At 63.0% G+C, this 12838-nt stretch carries 14 protein-coding genes; 3 read left to right on the top strand and 11 right to left on the bottom strand.

The window, feature by feature from the left end:
- Nucleotides 1-156: 156 nt before the first annotated feature.
- A complete protein-coding gene (locus tag AC1VON_RS02240; protein WP_483120277.1) occupies nt 157-1227 on the top strand; it encodes a hypothetical protein in 1071 nt (356 codons plus the stop codon).
- Between the two features lie 140 nt (nt 1228-1367).
- On the opposite strand, the gene AC1VON_RS02235 is transcribed toward AC1VON_RS02240, so the two are convergent.
- Complete coding sequence (locus AC1VON_RS02235; RefSeq protein ID WP_483120276.1) at nt 1368-2852, bottom strand: carboxypeptidase M32; 1485 nt, start codon at nt 2850-2852, stop codon at nt 1368-1370.
- 242 nt (nt 2853-3094) lie between these two features.
- Between AC1VON_RS02235 and AC1VON_RS02230 the strand changes: the two genes are divergently transcribed.
- On the top strand, nt 3095-3448 hold the full coding sequence (locus AC1VON_RS02230; RefSeq protein WP_483120275.1) for a DUF1304 domain-containing protein: 354 nt from the start codon (nt 3095-3097) through the stop codon (nt 3446-3448).
- A gap of 91 nt (nt 3449-3539) precedes the next feature.
- On the opposite strand, the gene AC1VON_RS02225 is transcribed toward AC1VON_RS02230, so the two are convergent.
- The 10 genes from AC1VON_RS02225 to AC1VON_RS02180 all read right to left on the bottom strand — a co-directional run bounded on the left by AC1VON_RS02225 (nt 3540) and on the right by AC1VON_RS02180 (nt 12167).
- Nucleotides 3540-3968: a hypothetical protein gene (locus AC1VON_RS02225; RefSeq protein ID WP_172348111.1), complete on the bottom strand. Its 429-nt coding sequence runs from the start codon at nt 3966-3968 to the stop codon at nt 3540-3542.
- Between the two features lie 247 nt (nt 3969-4215).
- Entirely contained in the window at nt 4216-5247 is a 1032-nt protein-coding gene (locus tag AC1VON_RS02220; protein ID WP_056575382.1) for a peptidoglycan -binding protein, read from the bottom strand.
- 1 nt (nt 5248) lies between these two features.
- Nucleotides 5249-6274 (bottom strand): MotA/TolQ/ExbB proton channel family protein, encoded by a 1026-nt coding sequence (locus AC1VON_RS02215; RefSeq protein WP_172348113.1) that lies wholly within the window; start codon nt 6272-6274, stop codon nt 5249-5251.
- 104 nt (nt 6275-6378) lie between these two features.
- A complete protein-coding gene (trhA, locus tag AC1VON_RS02210; protein WP_483120274.1) occupies nt 6379-7065 on the bottom strand; it encodes a PAQR family membrane homeostasis protein TrhA in 687 nt (228 codons plus the stop codon).
- Between the two features lie 100 nt (nt 7066-7165).
- Entirely contained in the window at nt 7166-7966 is an 801-nt protein-coding gene (locus tag AC1VON_RS02205; RefSeq protein ID WP_483120273.1) for an inositol monophosphatase family protein, read from the bottom strand.
- 122 nt (nt 7967-8088) lie between these two features.
- Nucleotides 8089-8655, bottom strand: a complete 567-nt coding sequence (gene efp / locus AC1VON_RS02200; protein ID WP_019861758.1) for an elongation factor P — start codon at nt 8653-8655, stop codon at nt 8089-8091.
- Between the two features lie 117 nt (nt 8656-8772).
- Complete coding sequence (locus AC1VON_RS02195) at nt 8773-9816, bottom strand: tetratricopeptide repeat protein (protein ID WP_483120272.1); 1044 nt, start codon at nt 9814-9816, stop codon at nt 8773-8775.
- A 1-nt stretch (nt 9817) separates the two neighbouring features.
- On the bottom strand, nt 9818-10465 hold the full coding sequence (locus AC1VON_RS02190) for a thiamine phosphate synthase (RefSeq protein ID WP_483120271.1): 648 nt from the start codon (nt 10463-10465) through the stop codon (nt 9818-9820).
- A gap of 101 nt (nt 10466-10566) precedes the next feature.
- Nucleotides 10567-11148: a PH domain-containing protein gene (locus AC1VON_RS02185; RefSeq protein ID WP_483120270.1), complete on the bottom strand. Its 582-nt coding sequence runs from the start codon at nt 11146-11148 to the stop codon at nt 10567-10569.
- A 134-nt stretch (nt 11149-11282) separates the two neighbouring features.
- Nucleotides 11283-12167 carry a DMT family transporter gene (locus tag AC1VON_RS02180; RefSeq protein ID WP_483120269.1) on the bottom strand — a complete coding sequence of 295 codons (885 nt, stop codon included), beginning with the start codon at nt 12165-12167 and terminating at the stop codon, nt 11283-11285.
- 132 nt (nt 12168-12299) lie between these two features.
- Here AC1VON_RS02180 and AC1VON_RS02175 point away from each other — a divergent pair, with 132 nt between their 5' ends.
- A complete protein-coding gene (locus AC1VON_RS02175; protein WP_483120268.1) occupies nt 12300-12767 on the top strand; it encodes an Lrp/AsnC family transcriptional regulator in 468 nt (155 codons plus the stop codon).
- Nucleotides 12768-12838 lie beyond the last annotated feature (71 nt).

Below are 12838 nucleotides of genomic sequence, written 5' to 3'. Positions count from 1 at the left end.
GATATGTGCGGCAGCTACACATCGTAAAGACGAATACTCACGCGCGGCGGGCGTATAAAATGTGGAGCAGTCCGTTCATCGGACCGGCGTAAGTTTTAGCTGAAATCGGCGCGCCGGAATCGGTTGATCATTCCTGATCCTGAGGAGGCAAATGCAATGAACGACTCCATAGCCATGGCGAAAAGAATACCCAGAGCTTCGCTGTCCAGTTCCATGGAATTCTTCAACCGGGACGGATCGAAGCGGAAGAACGCAAGCCCATTCGTCGATCTGATGACCGGGCTGCGCAAGAAGGCGAGCAGTGCTGCGCAATCCGGCGTGGATCCCATCGCCGCAAGGGCGGAATTGCAGAAAGGGGTGGCAGGCCAGGAGTGGACGGGCGTGCGTTCCATTCCGGCCAACAAGTCGATCAAGAAGCTGGGGCAGAGGCTCATTTCAGAAGCGTTCCTCAGTTCCAGCATCAGTGTCTCCGAACTGGCCGACAGTTTGGGCACTATTCACTTTCGGGACCAATCAGGTGATGGGTCGTGGGGTCAGGATGTTTTCGGAACCCGTATCAATCTGGGCTCTATCGGCTGGTATTGGGACGCGTGGGCCGAGGAGACCGGCGACGGCGTTATCAAGAAAATCGAGACTTACCAGAATGTCGATACGTCCAAGATGGGCGGCTTTCTTCGCGCGGAGAATTTCAGTCCCGATGGCAGGGACTACATAAACGGTCATGCGGAAAGCGGCTTTTGCTGGGACTACACGCCCAGCCGCGATTGCCACTTGGAGATCCGTGCCTTGGTTGTGGAAACCTACTCGCGCAGCCGGCGAAGGCTTGGCGACCAATGGATGCAGGTCAGCAACTGCCAGATAGACCAGGAGAATTACCTCACGGCCGGCTATTTCTCGAGCGGCATAGAAAGCTATGGGAAGGTGTTCCGAGACGTCGGGCCGAGTTCAGCCTATGTCGGCGACGGGGACCACAGCCAGGACGATGCTTCCCAATACGGAACCAAGAATACGTACTATGGGTATCCGGATGTGGACATCGTGACCCGAGGCGACAGCCGAACGTTGGAACTCGCCATTTCACCCATCGGCCAAATGTACAAGGACCGATCCGTGACGTGTTTTCTCGGTGCCAGGTCGCAGATGTTCGCGTCGCTGGACGACGTGACCGCCGACCTCTGGCAGGGAGGTACGTGGAAGGTCATAAATCTGTTCGTCAGGGAGATCTGACGGCAGCCTGCTCAGAGTTGTTTTGATGCAGTTCCGGACGGAAAACTGCCCCACATTTTTCCTGGAATTGCCCTACTGGTGCCGGATCACGAACGATCCCGGACCGACGGGCGTGAGCAGAGACCATCTCATGGTCCCGCTCACGCCCCGTAGCGTTGCTTCAGGTGATTGACGAAGTACACGGCGTTGAGTTTTTCGCCGGTGGCGCGTTCGAGCAGGTCCGGTGTCGACCATCGCGACCCCTGCGACCATATCTTCTTGCGGCGCCAGCCGTTGATTGCTCCGAAATTGCCTTTCGCCAGGTCGTCGTCGGCGGCAGGATGCTCGCGCGTCAGCGCGGCCCATTGCTGCGCCGCCATCATCGCGCCCAGCGTGTAGGACGGGAAGTAGCCGAAGGCGGCGCCCGGCCAATGCACATCCTGCATCGGCCCGTCGGCCGGATTGTCGATGGTGGAGAGGCCGAGATAGTCGCGCATCTTGGCGTCCCAGGCTTCGGGGAGATCAGCCACCTCCAGCCTGCCCGAGACCAGGTCCTGCTCCAGTTCGTAGCGCAGGATGACATGCAGCGGATAGGTCACCTCGTCGGCGTCGACGCGGATCAGGCCGCGCTCGACGCGATGCACATGCGGCAGGAGATCGTCGAGCGACCAGGCCTCGCCGAGATGCTTTTCCACCACCGGCAGCGCCCAGCGCCAGAAGGCGGGATTGCGGCCGATCTGCTTTTCGACGAACAGGCTCTGGCTTTCATGCACGGCCATGCCGCGCGCCTTGCCGAGCGGCCAGTGCGACCATGCTTTCGGCAGGTTCTGCTCGTAGAGCGCGTGGCCAGTCTCGTGCAGCACGCCCATCAGCGCCGACAGGAAATCGGACGTCTTGTAGCGGGTGGTGATGCGCACGTCGCTGGGCACGCCGCCGCAGAAGGGATGGTGCGAGACCGACAGCGAGCCGTGCGTCAGGTCGAAGCCGACCGCCGCCATCATGGCAAGGCCGAGCTCGCGCTGCTTGTCGATCGCATAGGTACCCGAGAGCGGCTTCAGCGGATGCTTGCGCAGCCGCGCTTCCTGGATCGCCAGCGCCTCCGGCACGAAGCCTTTGAGAAAGGCTTTCAGGTCGGCGAAGACGGGGGTGATGTCGGCGGTACGGTTGCCGGGGTCGAATTGCTCCATCAACGCATCGTAAGGGGCGAGGCCGAGCACGTCGGAGCGCAGGGCCGCCTCTTCGCGCACCAGCGCCACCACACCCTCGAGCGCCGGCTGGAAGCCCGCCCAATCGTTCTTGGCGCGCAGATCGCGCCACAGCTGCTCGCAACGCATGCGCGCCGTCGTCTGGCGTTCGACGAATTCGACCGGCAGGCAGGTCAGGTTGGTGTACTGCCGCCGCAATTCGCCCAGCGCCGCGCGCTGCTCGTCGTCGAGCGCCTCGGCTTCGGCGGCGGCGATCCAGTCGGCGATTTCCGGTGCGGTTGCCCTGGTGTGGTACATGCCGGCCAGTGCCGCCATCGCCTCGGCACGCTTCTCGCCGCCGCCGACGGCCATATGCGTCGCTTCGTCAGCGCCGAGGATGGCCAGCGCATGCTCGAGCGCTTCGAGCTTGTGGCCGAGGTCGTCGAGTTTCTGAAAGGACATGGCGACTTCCGTGATTGAGGACGGCGCGAAAAGACACCAACGCAAAAGCGTTGGCAACCCTCAGAGCGGTTCTCCGTTTAACGGAAACGGCAACTTGCTCTCACTCATTGTCTTGACGCAATTCCCCAGGGAAAGCGCTGCGCGTCTTTCCTGGAATTGCTCTGGATACCGTCCGGCAGATGCACCTTGCGCAGCCGATGCCACACATGAAATGCTGCGGGCAACGCGTGCAGGGGGAGCAAATGGCCGGCAACATCCTGGTCGGGCTGGTGGCCTTGATCCATGTCTACATCGTCTATCTCGAGATGATGCTTTGGGACACGCCGCGCGGGCACAAGACATTCCGCCTGACGCCCGAATTCGCCAAGGCCTCGAAGGTGCTTGCCGCCAATCAGGGTCTCTACAACGGATTTCTCGCCGCCGGACTGATCTGGGGGCTCTATCTCGGCGCCTCCGGTTTTCAGGTCAAGGTCTTCTTGCTGCTGTGCGTGGCCATCGCCGGCCTCTACGGCGCGGCGACGGTCGGCCGCAAGGTCCTGTTCATCCAGACCGTGCCGGCGGTGGTCGCCCTCGTCGCGCTCTGGCTTGGTTGGTAGCAAGCTGGGCTGGTGAGGAAAAAGGACGCCCGCGGAATTGGGGTCCCGAAGGCGCCAAGTGGTCCCTTCCTCTTTGACCGTTCCAGAGGCCTCAGCCGTTCGGGTAGTTTCCCCCGTCGGAACCATCGCCCATCAGGAAGCCGCTGCCGGTGTCGACCCTCAGCCGCTGGTCGACATTGTCGAGACGGCGCAGCAGTTCATGATATTGCGCGGCCGGTATCCTGCCGTGATCCGACGCGGCTATCTTCTGGGCTGCCTGGTTGATGCGCGCGGTGCGCATTTCCAGGCGCTCAGCCACGGCCGGGGTAATGTTGTTGGCCAGCCTGGCGTCGACAATGCCCTGGTGGACCCCCTGAACCTGTTGCATGAGAGCCTCGACACGCGGGCCGGTCATGTCTGTCGGGTCGGTCGCGTCGAGAGCGCCCTTGTGATGGCCCGCGGCATAGGCGCCGGCGAGCGGAATGGCGATAAAGGATGCGGTCAGTGCTGCAGTTCTGAGCGTGGGGTTAAAAGAGCGCATCGTCGCGTCTCCTCCAGAAGAGGAAGGCAGCGGTTCTTTCGTCTGCCTTCCAGCCGCGGGCCGTCGGGTTCCGTCGCGTCGCGATGGGAGGCATCGCCGGCGGTTCTCGGCCCTGGGCGGCAGGCTAGGAGCGCTCCGGCGGGAAGTGGAATTAAAAAAAGATAATGTTTTCAGGCCTTGCCGACAGCCGTCTGCGCCCTAGAGTTGAGTCGTCGAACAAATTCGCGTGACATCGCGTGATGATGGTTCAACGTTCGGTGAGCTTCAGTTCAATGCGGCGGTTCTTGTTGCGCGCCTCGTCGGTATCGGCAGGGTCGAGCGGCTGGAACTCGCCAAAGCCGGCGGCGACCAGCCGGTTGGCCGGCACGCCGTTCTCGATCAGGAACTTGACCACCGAAGTCGAACGCGCCGTCGACAGTTCCCAATTGTCGCGGTAGCGGCCGGTGCCGGAGAGCGGCTTGTTGTCGGTGTGGCCATCGACACGCAGCACCCAGTTGATCTCCGGCGGAATCTCCTTCTGCAACTCGATGATGGCGTCGGCGAGTTTCTTCATCTCGACCTTGCCGGCATCGTTGATGACCTCGGAGCCGGTCGGGAACAGCACTTCCGACTGGAAGACAAAACGGTCGCCGACAATGCGGATGTTCTCCCGGTCGGCGAGGATCTCGCGCAGGCGTCCGAAAAAGTCGGAGCGGTAGCGGTTCAATTCCTGCACGCGCTGCGCCAGGGCGACGTTGAGGCGGCGGCCGAGATCGGCGATCTTGGTGTTGGAATCGCGGTCGCGGGCCTCCGAAACGTTGAGCGCGTCCTCGAGTGCTCCGATCTGCTTGCGCAGTGCGGCGATCTGCTGGTTGAGGATCTCCACTTGGCTCAGTGCCTGCTGGCTGATCTGGCGCTGGTTGTCGAGTTCGCCGCCCAGTTCCGCGGCACGCTGGTTGGCCGCGTCCCCGGCGCCGGCACCTTGCGCCAGCAATTGCTCGAGCCGGCTCTTTTCCGCCTCCGCCGCCGACAGCGACGCCTGCAGGTTGGCGAGCGAATCCTCCTTGTCCTGCGCCGTCGAGCGCTCCAGGGCCAGAAGCTGGGTCAGTTCGTTGATCTGCGAGTTGAGACGATTGAGCACCGTGTCCTTGCCGGAGATTTCACGGCCGAGCAGGAACTGCGCCAACACGAAAACGGTGAGCAGGAACATGATGGCGAGCAGCAGCGTCGACAAAGCGTCGACAAAGCCCGGCCAGTAGTCGATGCGGCGATCGGTACGCCGGCCCCTGGCAAGCGCCATGTCAGTGCACCCCGGGCTTCTTCAGGGCGTCGGCGATCTTTTCCAGCGTGTTGCGCATCGCCTTCTGTTCATCGGACTGGGCCTCGACCCAGTCGCGCATGATCTGCTGCTCGGAGCGCATGTTCTTGACCAGGCCGGAAATGCCATCGGCGAGATTGGCCATGGCGGTGGCGACACGAGGATTGGAGCCGCCGCCATTCTCCTGCATGCTACGCAGCCGCTCCGACAACAGGCGGATTTCGTCCGACGGTTCGGACTTGGCCGGATCGGAGACGACGATGTCGGAAGAGAGATCAGTGACCGAAGATAGCCAGTTCTCAAGCTCGGTGTAGAAGCGCGTCTGGGCGCGGCCGGCCTGCAGGTCGAGGAAGCCGAGGACAAGCGAGCCAGACAGGCCGAACAGCGAGGACGAGAAGGCCGTGCCCATGCCGGCCAGCGGCGCCGAAAGTCCCTGCTTCAGCGAATCGAGCACCGCCGCCGCGTCACCGGTGCCGGGGTCGAGCGATTCGATGGTCTCGCGGATCGAGCCGATCGTGTTCAACAAACCCCAGAAGGTACCGAGCAGCCCGAGGAACACCAGGAGGCCGACCAGGTAGCGCGAGGTGTCGCGGCTTTCGTCGAGGCGCGTGGCAATGGAATCGAGCATTGTGCGCATCGAAGAGGTCGAGAAGGCCATGGTCGAGGAACGGCCGATCATGGCTTTCATCGGCGCCAGCAGCACCGGTTCGGTGGTTTCCGAGCCGGCGCGGAAGGAGTTGACCCAGCGCACCTCGCGAAACAGCCGCCCGACCTGGGCGAAGGCGAGCAGGATGCCGACCATCAGCACGCCGATGATCAGGCCATTGAGGCCGGGATTGGTGACGAAAGCCGTCGAGATCTGGCGGGTCAGGATGGCGGCAATGAAGGCGACGATGGCCAGGAAGATGACCATGGTCAGCAGGAACACCTGCGGACTCGATAGTTTATGCGGATCGTAGATCAGTACGTCGGAGCGCCTGCCCATGCCGAAGGATCTGAGAAAAGCCATCCGTGCCCCGTTTCCGATGCCGCTGCCGCCGATCACGTAGTTGGCGACTCTAAACGGAATTGTGACCAAATTGAATGGCGCTTGGCAATATTGCCGCGAGCGGATCAGAAGCGGTTTATCACCAGGCAGTCGACCATGGCCGCCAGATGCAGGCCCGCTCCAGTGACGACGAAGCCGTGCCACAGCGCGTTGTGGAAACGCAGCCCCTTCCAGGCAAAGAAAATGACGCCGCAAGAATAGACGACGCCACCGGCGACGATGAGCACGATCGAGGTCGTCGGCAGTGTCGCGACGAGCGGCTTGACCAGGACGATGCCGCTCCAGCCGATGGCGAGATAGAAGACGATCGCCAGCCGGTCGAAACGGCCGGGAACGAACACCTTGATGGCGATGCCTGTCGCCGCCGCGATCCAGACCAGCGCGATCATCCAGTGGGCCAGCGGCGAGCCGTCGAGCTGGGCCAGAAAGGGCGTGTAGGTGGCGGCGATGAGAAGATAGATCGCGGCGTGATCGAAGCGCCGCAGAACCCATTTGGCCGGTGACGATACCGGCCACAGATTATAGGCCAGCGACACCGAGAGCACGGTGAGCAGCGAAACGACATAGAAGGCGGCGGCGACGTACTCGCCGGGTCCGACCCGAAACGCCGCCAGCGCCAGCAGCGCCGAGCCGGCCGCGATCGCCAGCACGATGCCCACAGCATGGACAATGCCGTCGGCGATCATCTCCGCGCGGGAGTAGTGCCAGCGCCCGACAAAGGGGATTTCGAGTTGCGGCGGTGTTTCGGTCATCGATCGTCCTGCGTCACCCCGTATCTGGGCAACCGCCGGACAGTATTTCAAGCTTTGGTGGCGGTTTTGCGACTGCGACCGTTCAGCGCGGCGGAAGGCTTTAGCGGGGTGCGAGGGGCTTTTTCACCGTCTTCAGCAGCGCGCGCTGGATGACTTCGTTGCCGGCGACGACGGAGCCGTTGTCCAGCATGTCCTGCCCGCCATCCATGTCCGAGACGAAACCGCCGGCTTCGCGGATCAGCAGCAGGCCGGCGGCGATGTCCCAGGGCGACAGGCCGATCTCCCAGAAACCGTCCATGCGGCCGGCGGCGACATAGGCAAGGTCGAGCGAGGCCGAGCCGAGGCGCCTGATGCCGGAAACCTCGGCCATGACGTGGCGCAACTCGATCAGGAAATTGCCGTGCTGGCCGCGCCCCAGATGCGGCACGCCGCAACCGATGACGGCGTCGACGAGCTTGGTGCGGCCGGCGACGCGCAGGCGGCGGTCATTCAGGAAGGCGCCACCGCCGCGCTCGGTCGTATAGAGCTCGTCCATGGCCGGATTGTAGATCACGCCGGCAACGATCTGGCCCTGACGCTCCAGCGCGATCGAGACGGCGAAAAGCGGAATGCCGTGCAGGAAATTGGTGGTGCCGTCGAGCGGATCGACGATCCAGCGGTGCTGGCTGTCGTCGCCGGCGACCGCGCCGCGCTCTTCCATCAGGAAGCCGTAGCCCGGGCGCGCCTTCGACAATTCGGCGAAGACGATGTCCTCGGCCTTGCGGTCGGCCTGGCTGACATAGTCGCCCGGACCCTTCATCGAGACCTGCAGGTTCTGGACCTCGCCGAAGTCGCGCGACAGCGAGCGGCCGGCCTTCATTGCGGCCTGGACCATGACGTTGAGAAGGGCTGAGCGTGCCATATCGTTGAAACTCCAAAAGCCTGGGGCGGATCAACTCAAATTGGATCGCGACCCCGCTTCATCTGCTTGTCTTTGCACGCACGATCTTGTCCGAAAAGTCTGCAACTTTTCGGGATCATGCTCTAGTCGGCGCGGCGCACGTAAGTGATTTCGTTGGTGTCGACGATGATGCGTTCGCCGGCGCCGATGAAGGGCGGCACCAGGACGCGAATGCCGTTCTCCAGCACCGCCGGCTTGTACGAGGATGCCGCCGTCTGGCCCTTCACCACCGGATCGGCCTCGGTGATGGTCAAGGTCACATAGTCGGGTAGCGAGATGCCGATCGGCCTCTCCTCATAGAGCTGGACCGTCACCATCATGCCGTCCTGTAGGAACGCGGCGCGGTCGCCGACGAAATCCTTGTTCAGTTCGAGCTGTTCGTAGCTCTGGGTGTCCATGAACACCAGCGCGTCGTCCTGCTCGTAGAGGAAGGAAAAATCCTTCAGGTCGAGGCGGATCTGTTCGACCGTCTCGGCCGAGCGGAAGCGCTCGTTGAGCTTGGTGCCGTTGATCAGGTTCTTCAGTTCGACCTGGTTGTAGGCGCCGCCCTTGCCGGGCTTGACGGTGTTGGTCCTGACCGCCACCCACAGGCCGCCATCGTGCTCGATGACATAGCCGGGACGGATTTCGTTGCCATTGATCTTGGCCATGATGATGGGATCCGGAATGAGATTTTCGCCGGGACAAGCGATTTAGGGGCTCCCAAGACCACAAATCGCCCGGAGAGGCAAGGGAGCGGGCAGGAATGGACGGTTGCACGAGCGCCATCACGGCAGGCGGTTTGCCTTCTGCAGGGCCTGCTTGGTCTGGTCGTCGCTCAGCCCTTGCAGGAAGTCGTCCATGTCGGGGTCGATGAGACCGGCGCGGCGGGCGACGATGTACCAGGCTCCGGCGAGCACGAGGTCCGGGTCGGTGCCGATGCCTTGCATATAGAGTTTCGCCAGGCGGTTCTGGGCGGCGACATTGCCGCCCTCGGCGGCCTGCTTCGTCCAGCCGAAAGCCGATTTCAGATCACGGGCACCGCCGCGACCCTCGATCATCCAGGCGGCGAGATCGATCTGCGCGGTGTCATAGTTCTGTCGTGCGGCCTGCGCCAAGAAGCGCCTTGCCTGCGCATCGTCGTGCGGCTTGCCGCCGACGCCATTGGCGTAGATCTGGGACATGGCGTATTGCGCGTCGGGGAGCCCGGTCGCGGCGGCGCGCTCATAATAGGAGACTGCTTTGGTCAGGCCGGCGTCGCCGGGATCCTGCTGGACCAGCATCTGCGCGAAATTGAACTGCGCCAGCTGGTTGCCGGCTTCGGCCGCGGCCTGCATCAGGGCATAGGCCTCCTTCGTGTCCTTCTTGACGTAACGGCCGTCGAGCAGCATCAGAGCGTATTGGAACTGTGATTCCGGCACGCCCTGTTCGGCGGCGGCGGCGTACCATTTGGCCGCCTCCGCTGCGTTGAGCGGTACGCCCAGCCCGCGCGACAGGATCTCGGCCACCAATGTCTGCGCCGCCGGGTCGCCATTTTTCGCGCGGACCAGCGCAAGGTTGTAGGCCGTCTTGTAGAGCCCGCGCTGGAAGGCGCCGTAGGCCGCGTCCGCCGGCTTGGCCCCGAAGCGGTCGGGATTGATGCTGTCGGCCGAGGGCAGCGGCGCCGGCTCCGCCGTGGTGGCGGGTTGCGGCAGCTGCTTTTCGATCGGTTTGTCGGTGTGCACGCCGATTTCGGGCTTGGGCTGCGGCAAGGGAATCGTTTCGGCGGCGGCGGCGGCCTGGATCATGACCGCTGCAAGCAAGGCCTGAAGGGGAAGCCTCACCGGAGCCACATCAGTCCTCGAAGCGCGGCGCGGTTTCGTCGAGCAGCGCATTGGCCCGGCTTATTGCCGCCTGCGGATCGACGCCATCGGCGAACACCGCGCTCGACAGCGCGACGAACTCGGCACCGGTGGCGGCCACTTCCTCGACGGAAGCCAGATCGGATCCGGCCATGACGATGCAGGGGATCTGGATCATTTGCGCCCACCACTCGCCCAGTGACAGATTGCGCGGATGGGGCTCCGGCTTGTTGTCGTAGCCGAAGCGGCCGAAGAAGATGTAGTCCGGCCTGACCTCACCGAGTTCGAGTGCGTCATCCCGCTTCTTGGCGCCGCCGGCGCCGACCATCATCTTCGCCTGGAAATGTTCGATCGTTTCGGCGAGTTCGGCCTTGGACGCCTCGACATGGATGCCGTCGGCCTGGACACGGCCCGCGATGCGGGTGTCGCCGGCGATGATCACGGCCACGCCCGCAGCCTGGGCCGTCGGCACGATCTGTTCGGCAAAAGCCTGGAAGGAGGCCTCGTCCATGCCGTTCTCGGGCAGGATCAGCGAGGCGACGTCGCCGCCGTCGAATGCGTTGGCGATGCGGGCGGCCGGCACGCCGGGCGGCGCGATCAGCACGATGCGGCAACGATTTGGGGGTATGGCGTCGTTCATGGTTCTTGGATCCCGGGTTTCGCCTATGCCGGGCGAAGATGGTTGGATTGCGGCATAGAACAAACTGCCGGGATTGAACAGGCGTCAGCTGTCAGACGGCATCAGGCGGAACGAAGAGCATTGCGGGCTTTCGTGACGATGTCGAATACTTTCGACGGATCCTCGATGCCAAGGAATTGCGGCACGGGGTCGAGAGCCGGCGACCAGCTGCCAAAACTTTGATAGCGCGACTGAGACCAGCCGCCCGGACTTCCGAACAACGATGCCGCCGCGCCGAAGCGCAAACTGCCACGCCTTTCGCCCTCGCCGGTGAGCTGGATGTCGGGAAGACGCTCAAGATCGATCGATGTGAAGTTGGCGAAAGGAGGGGTGCGCATGATGAGGATGCGTTTGTCCGTGACCGCATAGGCGATCCGCTGTCTCAGCCACGCGTCGACAGCAAATCGGCCAAAGACGAAGAAGAGCCCGATGCAGATGAACATTGCTCCCCATGCGTCGAAGAAAAGCGGCGCGCCTTGCCTTGCCGCGGTATAGGTCCAGAAGATTGCAAAACCACACCAGAGCAGGCTGAACGGTATTAGAAACATGTCCTTGCTGGTGAAGAACAGGCCCTGCGCGGGAAGGCCGCTCCATAGGATGTGTTCGCGGGGCAATAGCCGCCCCTGAAAAGATCCGCTCGCCACGCCTTTACCCCGTTGCTTTGTGCCCCCATCCACATCGCACGGACGGCGATCGCCGAGCAAATCAGCAACACGTTATCCGCCCGCAAGACCATGGGTTCGAAAGTATCGCCGCCGCGATCCAACAGTCGAGAACGTTATGTCGGCACTTTCGACTTCCACAGCGACCAGCCGAGATTCATGCCGGCCGCCGCCGTCAGGATCAAAGCGGCGCCGGCGACCTGGCTGAGATGCAGCCGATGGCCGAAAGCCACGACGTCGACCAGGATGGCGACGACCGGATAGATGAAGGACAGCGATCCCTGCAGATGCGTCGGCAGCTTCTGGATGGCACCATACATCAGGATGTACATCAGGCCGGTGTGGACGATGCCGAGCGTCGCCAGCATGGTCCAGCTCCACGGGTCGGGGGGAAGATGCGAAAGATCAGCGAAGGGCCCCAGCATGACGACGCCGACGCAGACCTGGATCAGCGCGATCAGATGCGGTGGCGTGCCCTTGAGCTTCTTGGTGACGATGGCCGCGATGGCCCAGAAGAAGGCCGCGGCCAGCGCCATCAGGATGCCGGCAAAATAGTTGGTGCCGACATCGCCGGCGTCAGGGGCGGCCTCGACGATGAGCACCATGCCGGCGAAGGCTATTGTCAGCCAGGTCAGCTTGCTCAGCGTCAGCCGTTCCGCGAAGAAGAGCGCGCCGAAGCCGACCAGCATGAAGGGCTGGGTGTTGTAGACGGCGGTGGCGATCGAGATCGAGGCGCGCGAGAAGGCGCTGAACAGAAGCAGCCAGTTGATGACGATGGCCGCGCCGCCAAGCGCGGCCAGGCCGATGACGCGCAGGGGCAGCCTGTCGCGCAGCAAGCCGAGCGAAGCGCAGATGACGAGCAGTGTCGCCGCGCCGAACGCGCAGCGCCAGAACACGACGTCCATGATCGGTTGGCCGGACATGATGACGAACCATCCGATCGTGCCTAGGATCGTCATTGCGGCCGACATCTCGACCGTGCCGCGTACCGTATCGTTCATGATAGACCTCTGTGCCCGCTGAGGCGGCATAATCTCATGCTAGGTGAGTGCTTTCTATCCGATTGAAAAGGCAGTATGGAGAGATAACCTAATTATATTAGGTCGCGGCTGCGAATTCGTGAGAAATCTAAAATGCTGGACGATCTCGACCGAAATCTCCTCGAAATCCTGGTGCGGGATGCACGGACCTCGCTGAAGGAGCTGGCTGCCCAGGTCGGGCTGTCGTCGCCGAGCGTTTCGGAGCGGCTGCGGCGGCTCGAGGAGCGCGGCGTCATCCGGGCGTTCACCGTCGAGATCGATCCCCTGGCGCTCGGCTATACGCTGCAGGCGATCGTGCGCATCAAGCCTTTGCCAGGCAAGCTGCACATCGTCCAGAAATTGATCGAGGAGATCGCCGAGTTTGGCGAATGCGACAAGGTGACGGGCGACGACTGTTTCGTCGCCCGTCTGTTCGTGCGCTCGATCGGCGACCTCGACGGCATTCTCGACCGCATCGCCGACAAGGCCGAGACCAGTACCGCCATCATCAAGGCGCAGCCGATCCGGCGGCGGCCGCCACCGCTCGGGGCGCCATCGGCCTCATCGGCCTCATCGTCTTGACTCAGCAAGGCAGTGGTGGAAATGCGGCGCCTGTCCACCAAAAGTCGGTCTTCCACCAGACGATTGGCCGA

It is taken from the genome of Mesorhizobium sp. HAY1-8B (assembly GCF_056868045.1).
The sequence above is the reverse complement of the archived record's forward strand: the minus strand, read 5'-3'. Positions and strand labels throughout refer to the sequence as shown.

What these genes read in the sequence shown, in the direction of transcription:
- AC1VON_RS02205 (WP_483120273.1), bottom strand. Translation starts at nt 7,966, where the DNA reads ATGGCACGCTCAGCCCTTCTCAACGTCATGGTCCAGGCCGCAATGAAG.
- AC1VON_RS02220 (WP_056575382.1), bottom strand. Translation starts at nt 5,247, where the DNA reads ATGGCGCTTGCCAGGGGCCGGCGTACCGATCGCCGCATCGACTACTGG.
- AC1VON_RS02230 (WP_483120275.1), top strand. Translation starts at nt 3,095, where the DNA reads ATGGCCGGCAACATCCTGGTCGGGCTGGTGGCCTTGATCCATGTCTAC.
- trhA (WP_483120274.1), bottom strand. Translation starts at nt 7,065, where the DNA reads ATGACCGAAACACCGCCGCAACTCGAAATCCCCTTTGTCGGGCGCTGG.
- AC1VON_RS02215 (WP_172348113.1), bottom strand. Translation starts at nt 6,274, where the DNA reads ATGGCTTTTCTCAGATCCTTCGGCATGGGCAGGCGCTCCGACGTACTG.
- AC1VON_RS02225 (WP_172348111.1), bottom strand. Translation starts at nt 3,968, where the DNA reads ATGCGCTCTTTTAACCCCACGCTCAGAACTGCAGCACTGACCGCATCC.
- AC1VON_RS02240 (WP_483120277.1), top strand. Translation starts at nt 157, where the DNA reads ATGAACGACTCCATAGCCATGGCGAAAAGAATACCCAGAGCTTCGCTG.
- AC1VON_RS02190 (WP_483120271.1), bottom strand. Translation starts at nt 10,465, where the DNA reads ATGAACGACGCCATACCCCCAAATCGTTGCCGCATCGTGCTGATCGCG.
- AC1VON_RS02235 (WP_483120276.1), bottom strand. Translation starts at nt 2,852, where the DNA reads ATGTCCTTTCAGAAACTCGACGACCTCGGCCACAAGCTCGAAGCGCTC.
- AC1VON_RS02180 (WP_483120269.1), bottom strand. Translation starts at nt 12,167, where the DNA reads ATGAACGATACGGTACGCGGCACGGTCGAGATGTCGGCCGCAATGACG.
- efp (WP_019861758.1), bottom strand. Translation starts at nt 8,655, where the DNA reads ATGGCCAAGATCAATGGCAACGAAATCCGTCCCGGCTATGTCATCGAG.
- AC1VON_RS02175 (WP_483120268.1), top strand. Translation starts at nt 12,300, where the DNA reads ATGCTGGACGATCTCGACCGAAATCTCCTCGAAATCCTGGTGCGGGAT.